Genomic DNA, 17,437 nt, shown 5'->3' on the forward strand with positions numbered 1-17,437 from the left:
TTTTTATCGGCCTATTAGAAAATACTGTACCAAAAACGATTTTCTTCCAACTTATTCTTCTTTTTAATCATAAAAAGAATTACTCGAGCTTTTCACCTTTCGAAGCCTTCTCCTTTAGCTGTTGAAAGTATGCTTTCGTTTCAGGAGCAAAATAAGGAAGTACCTCTTCCGGATATTTTCTTTCTGCTGATTCAAGAAACTCTAACGCTTTTTCAGGATGGTTATTTTGCGAAGCAATTATCGCGGCTGTTCCGTACGCAAAACGGTAATTATTAAGCAACTGGATATTATCCCTGTTATTGAGGTATGACCTGGATTCAGTAGAAATATGTTGCAGTTTCTGCAATCTTAGCTCAAGTTCAAAAGTATTATCGCCTTTGGGATGAGTTACCATTTTGGAAGTCAGGCCGCGCGATTGCAGGTACGTATCCAGGAAAAGACTCATATTAGGCGGAACATCGCCCGCAAAAAACACTTCTTTTTCAAAGGAATTTTGCTGTAAAAGATTGAGGACAATTTTATCTGAGCGTAGAATAAACTTACTTGCGTAGGTTGGTTTTAGCTGCCAGGTGATCAGGGAATCACCATATTTATCATTTTTATTGTTGATCGTAACGCTTCTTGTCGTCCATTTCTCTACCTCTACTTTAGCCAGGTCATCCGCAGAATAGGAGACATTCAATATGCCCTTTGTCTGCAGCCATGCAGGATACCACCTGGTATTCAACAGGTTAAGATCAATAAAACGGACATCCACCCGATACCGCTCAATCACCTGGAGATACAGCAGATAATACAGATACATATCGCCATTGGTAAACAGGTAAGCGCCGGCCGAGCATTCATCAACCACCTGGCGGAAATAATCCAGGACAGTTCTGTTCACACCACCACGCTGAAATGCCTGGCGCAAACACCATTCGGCCGAGTCTCTCTTGTCCTCATAAAAATACCTGTAAGCCTGTGAACCCCATGCTGTAAGGATTTTTGTGTGCGGATCGAGCAGCAGAATTTCTCCTTTATAAGTATCACTGTCACTAAGTGCAATGGATTTTTGAAAAGCTTCACTGGCCTTCATGGTTTGATGAAGATCCACATCAAGCATCGTTTCTCCGTCGAAGGAATTAAGCCTGTCAAGCGCATAGCCATAATAATACCAGGCTTCTGCTTTGGTTGAATCGACGGCAACCACTTTTTGCAAAAGATCGACAGCCTGAGTGTAATCCGGCGACAGATCCATGCGGTTGCGCTTCATTTCAGCCTTGGCTTTTTCAAGGTTATGGGCGGCATCGGCTGCTGCATCCTGGGCCAGGGCTGCATTCGACGCTGCAATCATGAAAAAAAGTATGTATAAAAAAAGTTTTTTCATCCAGGTATAACGTGGTTTATTCAAATTCAAAACCAATATCCTTCCTGTAATAGATCCCTTCGAAATTAATTTTCTTTAGTGCTTCTTCCGAACGCTCAACGGCTTCTTTAATATTTTCACCATAGGAGCTCACTGCCAATACTCTTCCGCCGTTTGTAACCACTCCGTTTTCCGCCTGTTTGGTTCCTGCATGAAAAACAATGGTATTCTTATCAAACGATCCATCAAGACCGGTTATTACTTTATTCTTCTCATAATCACCGGGATATCCGCCACTTACAGCTACAACGGTACAACAAGCGCGGTTATCAAAATCAATTACAATATTTTTTAACGTATTGTTATGTAAAGCCACAAAAAGCTCTACCAGGCTATTTTTCAGCCTTGGCATTACCACCTCTGTCTCGGGGTCACCCATGCGGCAGTTATACTCAATAACAAAAGGCTCATCGCCTACTTTTATCAGGCCAAAGAACACAAAACCCTTATAAACGATATTTTCCTTTGCAAATCCGTTAATGGTTGGTTTAATGATCGTCTCTTCCACCTTTTGCATAAACGCTTCATCCGCAAAAGGCACCGGGCTTACACAGCCCATACCACCGGTATTCAGACCTGTGTCACCTTCGCCAATGCGCTTGTAATCTTTCGCGTGGCCGATAATTTTATAGTCAGCTCCATCAGTCAACACGAACACGCTGATTTCAATTCCTGTCAAAAACTGTTCAATAACCACTTTGGAAGATGCATCTCCAAACTGGCGATTGACGATCATTTCTTCAAAAACATCCAATGCTTCTTCATGTGTATTGCTGATTACCACGCCTTTACCAGCAGCAAGACCATCTGCCTTTAATACGATTGGCAGGCTGTGAGAGGCGATGTATTTCTTTCCTTCTTCAAAATTTTCGGACGTGAATTCTGCATAACCGGCAGTAGGAATATTGTGCCTTTGCATGAATTTTTTGGAAAAAGCCTTGCTTCCTTCCAACTGGGCGCCGAATTGAGAAGGGCCAACCACCATAATATCTTCTCCGGCAAAATAATCGTAGGCGCCTTTCACCAGTGGCTCTTCGGGGCCCACCACCAGCATTTGAATTTTATTCTCTTTGCAAAACTTCTTCTGGCTCTCAAAATCATTTACGCCAATTGCCACATTGGTTCCAAAAGCAGAGGTGCCGGCATTACCGGGAGCGATAAACAATGAAGAGCAAAGTTTGTCCTGGCTTATTTTCCATGCCAGCGCATGCTCCCGTCCACCTGAACCCAAAAGAAGAATATTCATAGCTGATTTTTAAAAATTGAACGAAAGTAAATAGTTGAGCGCGAATATTGTAAAGAAGTTTTGGAGCTGTCAGCTGTCAGCTATCAGCTATCAGCCTGTTTCGACTGTTCCAGAACACCGTTTAATTACCACATGTTAGTCGTAAAAAGACGATTTTTTAAAATTCTATGCTTCTACCTCAAGCCTTAATCCTCAAACCTCACAGCTGACACCTGATACCTGAAACCTGATACCCAAAGCTCATAGCCAATAGCTAAAAGCTAACAGCCAATTAAGTGTTTAAACGTAAAGCTGCCGTTCAATGTTGCATTTTCTCACTTTTTTCGAGCATAATATAAATTTCTCTGTATTTTACGCCGCCCCCAAACGGCGCAACGTCAAAAAAACATAAGAAAATTCTACTCTATGCAGGAAAGTGCTGAACTAACGGAGCAACCTATTGCAGCCAGAAAAAGTCATCCGAAAGGCTTATATATTCTCTTCGCCACAGAAATGTGGGAGCGTTTTAACTTCTATGGAATGAGGGCGATCCTTATTCTGTTTATGACAAAGGCCTTATTGTTTGATAAAGTTTTTGCATCTAACTTATATGGAAGCTACATAAGCCTTATCTACTTAACACCATTGCTGGGCGGTTACATTGCGGATCGTTACTGGGGTAACAAACGCTCCATTATTGCCGGCGGTATTGTAATGGCAATCGGCGAATTATTGTTGTTCTTCTGCGGATCATTATATAATAGTGCACCGGGGCTTTCGCAGTTATTGTTTTTCTCAGGATTGGGAATGATGATCACCGGCAACGGATTTTTCAAGCCAAACATTTCTTCCCTGGTTGGTCAGTTATATCCTTCTACTGATACAAGAAAAGATGCAGCATACACCATTTTCTATATGGGGATCAATACCGGCGGAGCGATAGGACCGTTCGTTTGCGGATTGTTTGGTGATACCGGAAATCCGGCAGATTTTAAATGGGCATTCTTAATTGCAGGCATCGGAATGGTTATTAGTGTTATTGTGCAAAGATTGTTTCAGCACAAATATGTTGTTACTCCTGAGGGAAAACCTTTGGGCCAGGTTCCGGCTAATGTTCCCAAATACATGCTTTCGCCCGTGCTCACTATTATTGGTATGGCAGTGATTTCCGCTGTTATGATCGGTTTGTTTTACATTGATGCAAAGGTTGTAAGCTATTTATTCTATTTACTGATTGCATGTATTGTAGGTATACCGACAATTATCTTCATGGACAAAACGCTCTCACCAAAAGAAAAAAAACATGTAACAGTAATATTTGCTGTGTGTTTCTTTGTCATCTTCTTCTGGGGCGCCTTTGAGCAGGCTGGTGCGTCGCTTACATTTTTTGCGGAAGAACAAACTGACCGTCATTTAGGTTTGAAAGTGCCTACATGGATTGTTCATACATTATCGGCATTATTGCTTTTTTATGTGTTTAAGCTCTATAAAAGAACGGCGAAAAATTTGGCGACTGATTTTAATAAGAACCTGCGGGTAACGGTGTATGGTTTGTTGTTGATACTTGCAGCGGCAACAGTTTACGCCAATATTTACATTTTACAGTCGGGCCAGTCTTATGTAGAAAAAGATGTAGTGCCTGCAAGCTGGTTCCAGTCCCTGAACTCAGCATTCATCGTGTTATTTGCTCCTTTCTTTGCATGGATGTGGACCAAATTTGGCAAGCGCGAGCCTGCTTCTCCCACAAAAATGGCCTGGGGATTATTACTGCTGGCGCTCGGTTATTTCTGGATCGCCACTGGCGTAAATAATCTGCATACCGGCGTTAAAGTAAGCATGATCTGGCTTACCGGTATGTACGCATTACATACATGCGGTGAATTGTGTTTGTCACCAATCGGGATGTCCCTCGTAAATAAATTATCTCCACTTAAGTTTTCTTCTTTGTTGATGGCTATCTGGTTTACGGCAAATGCCTTTGGCAACAAACTGGCTGGCGTATTAAGCGCATTGTATCCTCCGGGAATAGCTGAAATTCAGAAAGCTGAAAAAGCAGGCATCAACCTGGAAGAGATCCTTTCCAAAAAAGTAGTGCCAACTGCCGACCAAATTACAAAACTGAAGAGCCTTGAAATTCCTTACGAATTCAAATCATTTGCAGGATATCATATCAATAACCTGTATGACTTCTTCATGCTGTTTGTATTTATGGCAGGCGTAGCATCAATCATATTGTTCTTCCTGACAAGAAAGTTGCAAAGCATGATGAAGTGATCTCTGATGTCTGATTTGATCATCTCTGATTTGCTTTAGTTCGGGCAGGTAAACTAATTTCAGCCGCTTTAACTATGAAGCAGTTCGGATATCAATAAACAAAACTGAACGCTCATCGCAAATCAGAGATCAAAAGATCATACATCAGCGATAAATATCTTATTTTGTAGTAATGTAAACCAATTGCAATGTCCAACGAAAAAGAATTTCATCCCTTTGTCGCGCCCGAAGCCCAGGTAAAAGAGTTTACCATTAAAGCCATCATCATGGGTGGAATTTTTGGTATTATTTTCGGCGCAGCTACAGTATATCTCGCATTGAAAGCAGGATTAACCGTAAGTGCTTCCATTCCCATCGCGGTTATTGCAATAACACTCGGAAGGAAATTTCTGAAAACTACCATTCTTGAAAATAACATCATTCAAACCACCGGCTCTGCAGGCGAAAGTATTGCAGCGGGGGTTGTATTCACCTTACCGGGCTTTTTGTTTTTGACTGAGCCAACCAGCGCATCGTTCTTTAACTATATAACGATATTAACGCTGGCGATCTTCGGCGGTATACTCGGAACATTAATGATGATACCGTTACGCAGGTCGCTCATTGTAAAAGAACACGGCGTATTGCCCTATCCGGAAGGTACTGCGTGTGCTTCAGTATTAAAGGCCGGTGAAAAAGGCGGAGATTTTGCAAAGACAGCATTTATGGGTCTTGGCTTTGCTTTTATTTATGCACTATTACAGAAAATATTTCACGTTATTTCAGAGCTTCCAAAATTTGCTACTCACCAGGTTAATAAATATTTCCCCTCGGCTACATTAAGCAGTGAGATAACACCGGAGTATATGGGTGTTGGGTATATCATTGGACCAAAGATCTCTGGCGTGCTTGTGGCTGGTGGTGTGTTAAGCTGGTTTGTGTTTATTCCTTTATTGGCTTCAGTTGTGCCGGGTGATGTTGTGGCTGCGCAGCTTGTTAAATTGGGTTATCTCGCAAACCTTGCAACAGGCGGCGGACCTGGCAACTGGGATCCTGCAACACATCAGTTTGCCGATTGGTCCGTGGCGCTGTACCGCGCTTATGTAAGACAAATTGGTGCCGGCGCAGTTGCCGCAGGCGGATTTATTACGTTATTCAAAACCTTGCCCACTATCATATCTTCTTTCAAAGGAAGTATCAGTTCTCTGAAAGAAAAAAATGATACCAATGCGGTAGTTAAAAGAACTGACAGAGATCTTGACATTCGCGTTGTGGGTATTGGAAGTGCCATACTTATTATATTGATGACTGTGCTTCCGCAGGTGCCGGGAGATACCATCATCAGCAAATTGATATTGGGTGTACTGGTGATCATTTTCGGTGCATTCTTCGTTACAGTTTCTTCCAGGATTGTGGGATTGATAGGAAGTTCTAATAACCCGATCAGCGGTATGACCATCGCAACCATCATGGGTACATGCCTGGTGTTTATCGCAGTAGGCTGGACAGGAAAAGTGTATGAGCCGATGGCGCTTGTTGTAGGTGGTATTATTTGTATTGCTGCGGCTAATGCCGGTGCTACTTCGCAGGATTTAAAAACAGGTTATATAGTGGGCGCCACACCGCGTTATCAACAGTTGGCATTATTTGTAGGTGCGATTGTTTCTTCCCTGGCAATAGGTGCGACCGTAAAAATTCTGGATACGCCATCACGAGAAATGTTGGCGCAGGGCATTCAACATGCTATTGGGACGGACAAATATCCTGCCCCACAAGGCACACTGATGGCCACGTTGATTAAGGGTATTCTTTCTTATAACCTGGACTGGCAGTTTGTTTTAGTCGGCGTGGCGATTGCTATTGTAATGGAACTTTGCGGCATTAAGGCGTTGAGTTTTGCAGTGGGTGTATATCTTCCACTGAGTACAACGTTGCCCATATTTGTTGGTGGCGCAATAAGAGGCATTGTTGACTGGAGAAAGAAAAGAAAAGGTGAAGAGGTTCATCCGGAGGAAGAAGATCTTGGAAAGGGCAATTTGTTTGCGACTGGCCTTGTTGCAGGCGGAGCTATTGCAGGTGTGATAGTTGCATTCTTATCCGCAAGTGATAATGTAAACGCTGCGCTGGCAAAGTGGAGCGCAGAGCATGGATTGGTGAACTTATTATCAGATACAGGATATATGTTATTAGGCGTTGCATTCTTCGCATTTATGGGAATTGTGTTGTACAGGGTTGCAATAAAGAAAAATGAAATAGAGCTGGAGAATTAAGCTTAAAGCCTAAAGCGAAAAGCCTAAAACTGATAACAGGTTTTAGGCTTTTTTTTTAATACAGTTACACGGAGAAAAGGCAGGAGAAGACATAGGAGCTGCACAGAGAAAATGCCATCACCTAAACATTCCCTTTTAACCAATCCCGAAGGGATGAAATTATTATAGACCCAATCGAAAACATTGCATATAACCGCGAAGGGGTGGCATTATAAAACATAGAACCTTATATGATTAGCTGTGTTGATCCGCAATATTCGGAGATGGTATAATGTCACCCACTTCGGGGTTCAGCCCCCTCTGAAATGATGATTCTATAATAATTTCATCCCTTCGGGATTTCCACTGCCATACTTGAATGATTGTCTCCCTTAAATGATCATATAAAACCGAGATGGTTATAGTTCGCATTCAATACAGCCTTATCATCCGCGCCGAGCCATTTGTTTAAAACCGTTGCATACACTTCCTTAAAATCCACTTTGTATTTTAAATCCCCTTCATCCAGATCATTTAAATCCGGCATGGGATTCAGCAAACCTTTTTGCTTCAAACCGCCGCTAATAAAAAACATATTGTTTGCTGTACCATGATCTGTTCCGCCGCTTGCATTTTGCGATACTCTTCTGCCAAACTCGCTGAAGGTAAACAGCAGCACATCCTGGAAACGATTGTTATCCTTCATGTCCTTTACAAACGCAGACACCGCATCATTAAGCTCGGTGAACAATTTTTGTTGTTGCAGCTGTTGTGCCACATGGGTATCAAAACTTCCGAGGCTTAAATAATAAACTTTTGTGTTGATATCGGAAAGAATAAGTGAAGCAACGGTCTTTAAATTCTTGCCGATCTCTGTTCCCGGATAGGTTACTGAAGAAACATGCTTTTTACTCTGCTCAAAAATATAATCGGCACTACTTAATGTTTCGCTCATCACTTTATACAGATAATCTACCGGTTGTTCATGTTGGGCTGCATGATGGGCTTCCGCCAGCTCCCTGAAATATTTCTGATGACTCGTGTTATACAATCTTCCCGGATCCTTAAACGCCAATCCCTTGTTATTTGTTCCTTTTAAAGCAAGACTCAAAACATCATCAATCTCCAGGATCTGCGTTGGAGCCGAGCAGTTTTGGCATTGCTCATCAAGGTATCGCCCAAGCCAGCCGCTTTGTAAATATTCATTGGAATTGCTTGCTGTCTGCCAAATATCCATGCTGCGAAAATGGCTTCTATCCGGTATTGGATAACCCACACTATTCAGTATTCCGAGACTTCCGTCATCGTACAGATCCTTAAAACCAGGCAATGCGCCATGCAATGCAGCAGCATCATTTAACTGCAATGATCTGCTTTTATTTATTCCCAATCCTGGCCTCTCCCGATAATAAATATCATTGCCGACCGGGATAACCGTATTCAATCCATCATTTCCTCCACTTAACTGAATCACAACTACAACCCTGTTACCAGCAGGCACAGGATCAAATTGCCTGCTCTCAAAAGCCTTCAGAAACTTCGGCATCATGAAGGCAGTCGTTGCCAGTGAACTTATCTTTAAAAAATTTCTTCTTTTGATCAGCATGTGGTAGCCATTTAACACAATTGATATTCAGGTGTACTCATCAACGCGATGGTCGTTGTTTGAATATATGCTTCCCTTGAACTCTTATCGACAATACCCTGCACAACAGTTTCATTCAATGATGAAGGTGGTGTTTGCAATAATACCGACTCCATTACATCGTAGAGATATTCTCTCCCTACGCTTTCAAATTGTTTCATGTAAGATGGCCAGTCGATATCTGCATTAATACGCAACCCTGGTCTTGCAGCACCACTTTTTGCGGATTGTGATGGAGTTGCCTTAAGCTGAGAATAGTTTTCCTGCATTCCCATTTGCTGGTCGTCATCTGTCTTTGGTTTTATATTAAAAGATTCATCTTCCTTAATAAGCCTGGCGAGGCTTAACCTCAACATCAGGGAAGAACTATCTATCCAGTTAGTGCCACCAGGCCAACCGGCAACATTCGGCGGATAAAATAATAGTTGACCAAGCACACGCTGCAAGAGTAATTGCATCGATTCATTTTGAAACTGCATGGGTAGCGTCCGTCTTATTCCTGCAATCAATTCAACAGGAGATTTAACACGCGAGCCAACATTCTTCTCATCATAAAACCAGTCTGCGGTGAAAATATTTTTCATCAGGCTACTGATGTTGTAATAGCTCTTATAAAAATGCTCTGCAAGATGTTTTACTTTTTCTTCATCAGGACTATCGTTCACCAAATATCTGTAGATCTTTCGTGTGATGAACAATGCTGTTTGCTTTTGTTGTAAAAGAATATCAATAACATCATCACCGTCAAAATTGCCAGCCTTTCCAAGAACTGTTTTCACGCCATCATCATGAAACATTTTACGGAATACAAACTCGCCATTCATTTTAAATCCCCAGCCGGTAAAAGCGCGCGCCGCTTCCTTCACATCCTGTTCTGTATAATGTCCGCGACCGAGCGTAAACAGTTCCATTACTTCACGTGCGAAATTTTCGTTTGGATGCTGCTTCTTATTCTGTTGATTATTTAAAAAAGACAGCATTGCAGCGCTCTTGCTTACGGCACGCAACAGATCGCCAAAGTTGCCGAGCGCATTGCTTCTTATCTCATTCAACAATTGTTGCTGATAGAAAATATTCAGATTGATGCAAGCGAAATGCCCGTGCCAGAACAAAGACATTTTCTCCCTTAATTGTGCATCGCTGTTCACCATTTCATGGAGCCAGGTAAGATTGAGACTTTTGATGTCCTCGCGACTTTGTACGCGCACCTGTTTCTTTTGTTCTTTGGACATTTCCTTCATTTGATTTTCCAACTGTACGGCATTGCCGATGCCCATGAATAAACCTTTTAGGGAGTTGTCCGCCACGTCAAAATAACTGGGTTTAGCCTGCGACTTTTTTTCAATGATTTGATAAAGATTATTTGGAGGAATAGTCGACAACCGGCTGATATCATTAACTGCAACACCAAAACCGGCCCGCCACAACAAGTGCTGATTCTTTATTTGAGTGGTAAGCACCATGCGAAAAATTTGCTTTTTGACTTAACGTGTAGCCGCAGGTTTAATTGTGCGAAGGATTAGCCACAGAGGCACTGAAACACAGAGTTTTTTAAACCACAGGGGACAGGGAGTTTTTTTCACAGAGTTGCACAAGGTTTTTTTGAATGCCACAGAGGCGCTGAAACACAGAGTTTTTTAAACCACAGAGGACAGGGAGTTTTTTTCACAGAGTTGCACAAGGTTTTTTTGAATGCCACAGAGGCGCTGAAACACAGAGTTTTTAACCACAGAGGACACGAGTTTTTATTCTCAGAGTTGCACGAAGTTTTTTGAATGCCACAGAGGCACTGAAACACAGAGTTTTTTAAACCACAGAGGACAGGGAGGTTTTTTCACGGAGTTGCACAAAGTTTTTTTGAATGCCACAGAGGCGCTGAAACACAGAGGACACGAGTTTTTTTTCGCGGAGTTGCACGAAGTTTTTTGAATGCCACAAAGATAGATTTATAAAATACAATGCAAGCTTGTGGTTAAAAACCTCCCGCCTCAAGCCTCATACCATACACCTCATATCTATCGCATCTATTCAGTGCTTCAGTGCTTCAGTGGCAAACAACTCCCACCATGCACTCTGTGAAAAAACTCTATGTCCTCTGTGGTTAATCTCTCACCTTATCACTCCTGCACTCCACCGTTTAAATTGTAATTCCGACTTTTTATATCCACAAAAAATGTATATTACAAATCCATTTCTAACAATTGCCAAAACCAAAATCTTTATGCATCGCAGAACCTTTATTAAGAACACCTCGACGGGACTTATTTTTTCCGCGGTTCCTTTTGCGCAAAGCCTGGGCGCATATCAGTCCAAATACACTACTGCATTGATCGGAACAGGTTGGTGGGGAATGAACATTTTGCGCGAAGCCATTGCTGCAGGGCAATCTAAAGTTGTTGCCATGTGTGATGTTGACGACAATCAACTACAACCAGCAGCAGCGGAAGTAAACAAGTTAACAAGTGATACACCCAAGCTGTATAAAGATTTTAGGGAACTCATTCACAAAGAAAAACCACAAATAGTTATCGTTGCAACGCCTGACCACTGGCATCCGCTGATCATGATTGAAGCAGTGAAAAACGGTGCCCATGTGTATGTCGAAAAACCGATCAGTCATACCATTAAAGAAGGCATTGCTATGGTGAAAGCAGCGCGTGACGCAGATCGTATTGTTCAGGTGGGTACGCACAGACGCGTTTCTCCACACAACATTTCCGGCATGGACTTTTTGAAATCGGGCAAAGCTGGAAAGATTGGAATGGTGCGCGCTTTTGTGCATTACGGTGGCGGTCCCGGTCAAAAAGTTCCGGACTCTGAAACGCCTAAAGGATTGGATTGGGACATGTGGTGCGGCCCAGCTCCATACAGACCATTCAACAAAACCATTCATCCGAAAGGATTCCGTTTGTTCTTAGATTATGCGAATGGACAGCTCGGCGACTGGGGCATTCACTGGATGGATCAGATCTTGTGGTGGACAGAAGAAAAAGCACCGAAGAAAATTTCGTCTTACGGGGCACGTTATATCCGGCAGGACAATACAGATGCACCGGATACGCAGGTTGTAGAATACCAATACGAAAGTTTTATCGCCACATGGGAGCATCGTCTGTATGCGGCAAATGAAGCAGAGAAAGCCAATGTGGGCTGCTATTTTTATGGAACAGAAGGAACATTTCATATGGGCTGGACGGATGGCTGGACCTTCTATCCTTCTGACAAAAACAAACAAATCATTCATCAGGACCCGGTTCTTCATACAAAGGATCAGCACAACATCAAAGAGCTTTGGGCCAACTTCCTGGATTCGATTGCCAACAAACGCAGACCGGTTTGTGATATTGAGATCGGACATAGATCCACCTCCGTTAGCTTGCTGGGCATGCTAAGTTATAAACTGGGCAGAAGTATTAACTGGGATGCGGACAAACAACTTATTATTAATGATCCTGACGCGAACAAGTTGCTTATGAGGGATTACAGGGGCGAGTGGAAATATCCAGTGTAGCTGTCAGCAGTCAGCTATCAGCTGTCAGCTAATTGACAATTGAAAAGGGAGAATTGACAACGTCAATTTCGTTTAGTTAAGAGTTGTTAAGTTCAGGCGCTCATAATATCACGATCAGTTCAATATTCGGGAAACCTCTCCTGTCGAGGTGACCATTCGGATGCAGAATTCCAAATTATATACTCGTTGTTAGTGCTGCTGTGGTTATTTTTTCTGATAAGCCAGGATGATCATGTTGACTGGAAAATTGGGGTACCACAATCAAAAAGGTAATGACATTATAGCCGGCGTCGATAGCCCGTAGGGCTTATAGCTCAATAGAAAAACAATAATTTCTGCTCCTCTTGTCCGTAGGACATTAACCAATTAATTGGTCAAGCCCTAACGGGCTATGAGGTTCTCAATTCGATCATTTCTACTGAGCTTAATTCCCTACGGGAAAAATTATAACTGTAATAAAATCATTGGCACGACAGAGACATCTCCCAAAGTTGATAAAGCCTGATTATTAAACAACATTGAATGGACAATGAAGATGGTGAACGCTTATTTCAAATCATACATCAAAAAATCTGAGATCAGCGATTAAAAAATATTTGTCCGGTCAACATTTTATGTAGATTTATCACTCAAAATGTAACCGATTGCACCAACGCTATGCTTATGAAATCATTTATTAATCGTTTTGCGCCCATTCCTGTTGTCATGTCCGTTCTGCTAGGAGCATGTACTTCATCTTCCGAAAAAAAGGAAGAGACTTCAAAGCCATTGACAGAAGCAGAGAGACATTTGCCGGAGAATGCGATCCGCGGATTAAAAGTCGCTGACGGATTAGAAGCTTCTTTGTTTGCGCATGAACCTATGCTGGTTAATCCCACCAATATTGATATTGACGAAAGGGGACGTGTGTGGGTTTGTGAGGCCTACAATTACCGCAACCAGTTGAATCCGCAGAATCCGGTAAAAAATGAAGGGGACAGAATTCTTATTCTTGAAGACACTAACGGTGACGGCACTGCTGACAAACAAACTGTATTTTACCAGGGAACTGAGATCAATGCGCCACTGGGCATTGCGGTTCTGGGCAATAAAGTAATTGTTTCCTGCAGTCCCAATGTGTTTGTTTTTACAGACGAGAATGGTGATGGTAAGGCTGATAAAAAAGAAACATTGTTCACCGGCATTGGTGGTATTCAGCATGACCATGCCATTCACGCTTTCAACTTCGGACCAGACGGCAAACTGTATTTCAACTTTGGTAATGCAGGTGACAGCATTGAAAACAAAGAAGGAAAAGTGATCCGTGATCCGGAAGACAACATAGTAAGAAATGATGGTAAGCCCTATCGCCAGGGAATGGTATTCCGTTGTAACCCTGATGGAAGCGAGTTTGAAGTGCTCGCGAATAATTTCCGCAACAACTACGAAGTGGCGGAAGATTCATATGGTACGATGTGGCAGTCGGACAACGACGATGATGGTAATCGCGGCGTAAGAATAAATTATGTAATGCCTTATGGTAATTATGGTTATACTGATGAATTAACAGGCGCGGGCTGGCGTCAGCGCCGTGTAAATATGGAGGATTCTATTCCATATCGTCACTGGCATTTAAATGATCCGGGTGTTGTGCCTAATCTTCTGCAAACCGGCGCCGGATCTCCTACGGGCATGGTTATTTATGAAGGCAATTTGCTTCCGGAAAAATACCGCAACCAAATGATCCATGCAGATGCCGGACCTAACGTGGTACGGTCGTATGCAGTTGAACCGGATGGCGCAGGCTACAAAGCCACCATCAATAATATTGTAGAAGGAACAGGTGATAACTGGTTCAGGCCTTCTGATGTTTGTATCGCTCCTGATGGGTCATTATTTATTGCAGACTGGTATGATCCAGGTGTAGGCGGTCACCAGGTTGCAGATCTTGATCGTGGAAGAATCTTCAGAATTGCACCAACAGGTAGCAAGTATTCGGTTCCTTCATTCAATCTTGATAATCCTGACAATGCTGTAAAAGCATTACAAAGCCCCAATATTGCAACACGTTATCTTGCCTGGCAGAAACTGCATAAATGGGATACCGACGCTATTCCTGCATTGGAAAAATTATACCGTTCAGATAATTCCCGTTTCAGGGCAAGAGCGTTGTGGTTGCTTGGCATAATTCCGGGCAAAGGATTTGGCTACATTACCGATGCATTGAAAGATAAAGATGATAACATTCGCATCACTGCACTTCGCATTGCACTGGAAACAAAAGCTGATACCATTGGAATAGTTAAACAACTTATCAACGATCCTTCGGCACAGGTGAGAAGAGAAGCTGCCATTGCACTGCGCCATAATAAATCAAAGGAAGCTCCGGAATTATGGGCACAACTGGCTAAACAATATGACGGAAAAGACCGCTGGTATCTGGAGGCGCTGGGTATTGGTGCAGACAAACAGTGGGATACATTTTTTCCCGCCTGGCTCGCCGCAGTTAACAACAACTGGAACACAACTGAAGGCCGTGACATCGTTTGGCGCGCAAGAACGCCACAAACATTGCCGCTGCTCGTTCAGATTGTGAGTAACCCGGAACATAATCCGGATAACTACCTGAAGTTTTACAGGGCATTCGATTTTAATCCCGGTATAGACAAAGAAAAGGCTTTGCGTTCACTGCTCGAGGGCCATCATCCGCAACAGGACAGAATTAATTCTATTGTGTTGATGTTAATCGATGAAACAAAAGTTCCGATGACACCTTCTTTTAAAAATGCTATTGCCAGCGCATTAAACAGCGTGGAAGGCACACAGGATTATGTTGATCTTGTAAGCAGGTATAAACTGAGAGACAAGAACAATGAGCTTTTGCAAATAATTGAACAGAGCAACGACAAGGGTTTACAAACCAGTGCCATAAGGGTATTGCTTTCTACCAATAACGGAGACGTATTGTTAAAGAAGGCATTGGAACCGAGAGATAGTACTTCACTTAAAATCATCAAAGCCCTGGGCGGCTATGAGGACAAAAAAAGTAAAGATATTTTGCAGGCCATTGTACTCGATACCAAATATCCTGCGGACCTGAGAAATGCAGCCATAGAATCATTCTCGCACGGATGGAGCGGAGAAGACAGGTTGCTTGCACTTGCCAAAGAAAACAAGTTGCCTGAAGATGTTAAACCGGTTGCAGTAAAAGTGTTATCAACTGCCTATCGCGGTGAAATCAAAAAAGAAGCAGCTAAATACTTGAACATTTCAACCGGCCCTGTAAATAAGATATCGCCGGTAGCACAACTTGTCACGATGCATGGAGATGCAACAGCAGGGGCCGCAGTGTTCACAACTTATTGTGCAACCTGCCACCAGGTAAATAATAAGGGAACTGACTTTGGTCCGAAATTGTCTGAAATAGGAAGCAAGCTTTCTAAGGAAGCTATCTACACATCCATTATGGAACCGAGCGCTGGCATCAGTTTCGGCTTTGAGGGCTATTCTTTCAAACTGAAAAATGGCACACAATTGCTCGGCTATATTTCCAGTAAAACAAATGATGAGATCACCATAAAGATGATTGGCGGCACAGAAGAAAAACACGCCAAATCAGACATCGTTGAGCAAAAACCTTACGACAAATCGTTAATGCCGGAAGGTCTTGCACAAGGCATGGGCGAAAAGGACCTGGTGAATTTGGTGGAGTATTTGACGACGCTGAAGAAGAAAAACTAAAGTCGCAAGTACGAGGTACGAGGTACGAAGTACCTGGTTTCAGCAGGTTCATTTTATTGAAACAGCGCATCTCTGATGTCTGATTTTTGGATGTCTGATTTGATTGAAGCCTGGAGTTTCAGTCTTAATTAATTAAATGATTATAAGCCCCAAGCCGTTAGAATTTATTGCATTCTAACGGCTTTTTTGTCTAAAAAAATCATCATCCATTTAGCTTTACCCAAAAACATTAGCCTGATCAAAATTGAACAGCAGCTGATAGCTGAAAGCTCATAGCTGATGGCTACTTTTTGCAATTTCTGTCTTAATTAATAGAAGTTTACAAGCAGAAAGCCATTAGAATTTATTGCATTCTAATGGCTTTTTTGTCTAAAAAAATCATCATCCATTTAGCTTTACCCAAAAACATTAGCCTGATCAAAATTGAACAGCAGCTGGCAGCTGATAGCTAATAGCTGACAGCTAATTTCATATTTGCATAACACTCCGGTAACGTCTAAATAACATTAGGTAGGGTACTTTGTAAAACCTCTTACAAATGGAAAGAAGACCTGTTGATGTTGTTGTGATGAGTGACCTTCACCTTGGTACGTACGGCTGCCACGCGAAAGAAATCGTCAATTATCTTAAAAGCATTTCGCCCCAGATCCTGATCCTCAACGGCGATGTTATTGACGGATGGCAATTCAGCAAACGATATTTTCCTGTTGCCCACATGCAGGTGATCAAAGAGATCATGAGCCTGCTGAGCAAAGGAACACGCGTAATTTATATTACCGGCAATCACGATGAAATGATGCGCCGGTACAGTGATATACAGATCGGCAATTTTCAGTTAACGGACAAGCTGGTGATGGAAATAAACGGTAAAATGACCTGGATCTTCCATGGAGACGTATTTGATGCCACTACGAAAGGAGGTGCCAAATTACTCGCTAAAATGGGTGGCCATGGTTATGACCTGCTGATCCTGATGAACAGTTTCATTAACTGGTGGCTTCGCCTGATGGGCAAAGAAAGGATGAGTTTCAGCAAGAAAGTAAAGAATAGCGTAAAAAAAGCTGTTTCCTGGATTTCTGACTTTGAGCAGACTGCAGCAGAACTGGCCATTGAAAAGAACTATGACTATGTTATTTGCGGACATATTCATCAGCCACAAAAAAGAGTTATCGAAACAAAAAATGGTAAAGTAACCTACCTGAACAGTGGCGACTGGATTGAGAACCTGACCTGTCTTGAATACAAACAAAACGAGTGGACAGTTTTTCAATATGACGAAAAGAACTTCCCCGCGGTAAATCAGAAAATAGATAAGAAGCTGCCTCAGCTTAATGTAGTTACAGATGAAGTTGGCCTGTTCATTCATTCACTTTTACAGCCACCAATGGGCGAAGAACCTAAAGTGGTAAACTTCTAAAATAAATCC

At 42.4% G+C, this 17,437-nt stretch carries 9 protein-coding genes; 5 read left to right on the forward strand and 4 right to left on the reverse strand.

What is annotated here, in order from left to right:
- Positions 1-79: 79 nt before the first annotated feature.
- Both QTN47_RS15430 and purD read right to left on the reverse strand, forming a co-directional pair.
- On the reverse strand, positions 80-1,369 hold the full coding sequence (locus QTN47_RS15430) for a tetratricopeptide repeat protein (RefSeq protein WP_369330292.1): 1,290 nt from the start codon (positions 1,367-1,369) through the stop codon (positions 80-82).
- A 16-nt stretch (positions 1,370-1,385) separates the two neighbouring features.
- Positions 1,386-2,654, reverse strand: coding sequence for a phosphoribosylamine--glycine ligase (gene purD / locus QTN47_RS15435; protein WP_369330293.1), 1,269 nt, complete (start codon positions 2,652-2,654; stop codon positions 1,386-1,388).
- A 405-nt stretch (positions 2,655-3,059) separates the two neighbouring features.
- Between purD and QTN47_RS15440 the strand changes: the two genes are divergently transcribed.
- Together QTN47_RS15440 and QTN47_RS15445 are read left to right on the forward strand one after the other, a co-directional pair.
- Complete coding sequence (locus QTN47_RS15440) at positions 3,060-4,907, forward strand: peptide MFS transporter (RefSeq protein WP_369330294.1); 1,848 nt, start codon at positions 3,060-3,062, stop codon at positions 4,905-4,907.
- A 188-nt stretch (positions 4,908-5,095) separates the two neighbouring features.
- A complete protein-coding gene (locus QTN47_RS15445; protein ID WP_369330295.1) occupies positions 5,096-7,156 on the forward strand; it encodes an OPT family oligopeptide transporter in 2,061 nt (686 codons plus the stop codon).
- A gap of 379 nt (positions 7,157-7,535) precedes the next feature.
- Here the strand turns inward: QTN47_RS15445 and QTN47_RS15450 are convergent, their stop codons facing one another.
- A complete protein-coding gene (locus tag QTN47_RS15450; RefSeq protein ID WP_369330296.1) occupies positions 7,536-8,741 on the reverse strand; it encodes a DUF1501 domain-containing protein in 1,206 nt (401 codons plus the stop codon).
- Between the two features lie 11 nt (positions 8,742-8,752).
- Positions 8,753-10,243, reverse strand: a complete 1,491-nt coding sequence (locus tag QTN47_RS15455; protein ID WP_369330297.1) for a DUF1800 domain-containing protein — start codon at positions 10,241-10,243, stop codon at positions 8,753-8,755.
- 758 nt (positions 10,244-11,001) lie between these two features.
- Between QTN47_RS15455 and QTN47_RS15460 the strand changes: the two genes are divergently transcribed.
- From QTN47_RS15460 to QTN47_RS15470, 3 genes are all read left to right on the forward strand, one after another.
- Positions 11,002-12,291 carry a Gfo/Idh/MocA family protein gene (locus QTN47_RS15460; protein WP_369330298.1) on the forward strand — a complete coding sequence of 430 codons (1,290 nt, stop codon included), beginning with the start codon at positions 11,002-11,004 and terminating at the stop codon, positions 12,289-12,291.
- 663 nt (positions 12,292-12,954) lie between these two features.
- On the forward strand, positions 12,955-16,011 hold the full coding sequence (locus QTN47_RS15465) for a PVC-type heme-binding CxxCH protein (protein ID WP_369330299.1): 3,057 nt from the start codon (positions 12,955-12,957) through the stop codon (positions 16,009-16,011).
- A 538-nt stretch (positions 16,012-16,549) separates the two neighbouring features.
- Entirely contained in the window at positions 16,550-17,428 is an 879-nt protein-coding gene (locus QTN47_RS15470) for a UDP-2,3-diacylglucosamine diphosphatase (RefSeq protein ID WP_369330300.1), read from the forward strand.
- The last annotated feature ends 9 nt before the right edge of the window (positions 17,429-17,437 follow it).

The sequence above is a fragment of the Danxiaibacter flavus genome (assembly GCF_041060425.1).
GTDB lineage: Bacteria > Bacteroidota > Bacteroidia > Chitinophagales > Chitinophagaceae > Danxiaibacter > Danxiaibacter flavus.

Bases quoted from the DNA above. Each gene is read 5' to 3' on its own strand.
- QTN47_RS15430 (WP_369330292.1), bottom strand. From the start codon at position 1,369: ATGAAAAAACTTTTTTTATACATACTTTTTTTCATGATTGCAGCGTCG.
- purD (WP_369330293.1), bottom strand. From the start codon at position 2,654: ATGAATATTCTTCTTTTGGGTTCAGGTGGACGGGAGCATGCGCTGGCA.
- QTN47_RS15440 (WP_369330294.1), top strand. From the start codon at position 3,060: ATGCAGGAAAGTGCTGAACTAACGGAGCAACCTATTGCAGCCAGAAAA.
- QTN47_RS15445 (WP_369330295.1), top strand. From the start codon at position 5,096: ATGTCCAACGAAAAAGAATTTCATCCCTTTGTCGCGCCCGAAGCCCAG.
- QTN47_RS15450 (WP_369330296.1), bottom strand. From the start codon at position 8,741: ATGCTGATCAAAAGAAGAAATTTTTTAAAGATAAGTTCACTGGCAACG.
- QTN47_RS15455 (WP_369330297.1), bottom strand. From the start codon at position 10,243: ATGGTGCTTACCACTCAAATAAAGAATCAGCACTTGTTGTGGCGGGCC.
- QTN47_RS15460 (WP_369330298.1), top strand. From the start codon at position 11,002: ATGCATCGCAGAACCTTTATTAAGAACACCTCGACGGGACTTATTTTT.
- QTN47_RS15465 (WP_369330299.1), top strand. From the start codon at position 12,955: ATGAAATCATTTATTAATCGTTTTGCGCCCATTCCTGTTGTCATGTCC.
- QTN47_RS15470 (WP_369330300.1), top strand. From the start codon at position 16,550: ATGGAAAGAAGACCTGTTGATGTTGTTGTGATGAGTGACCTTCACCTT.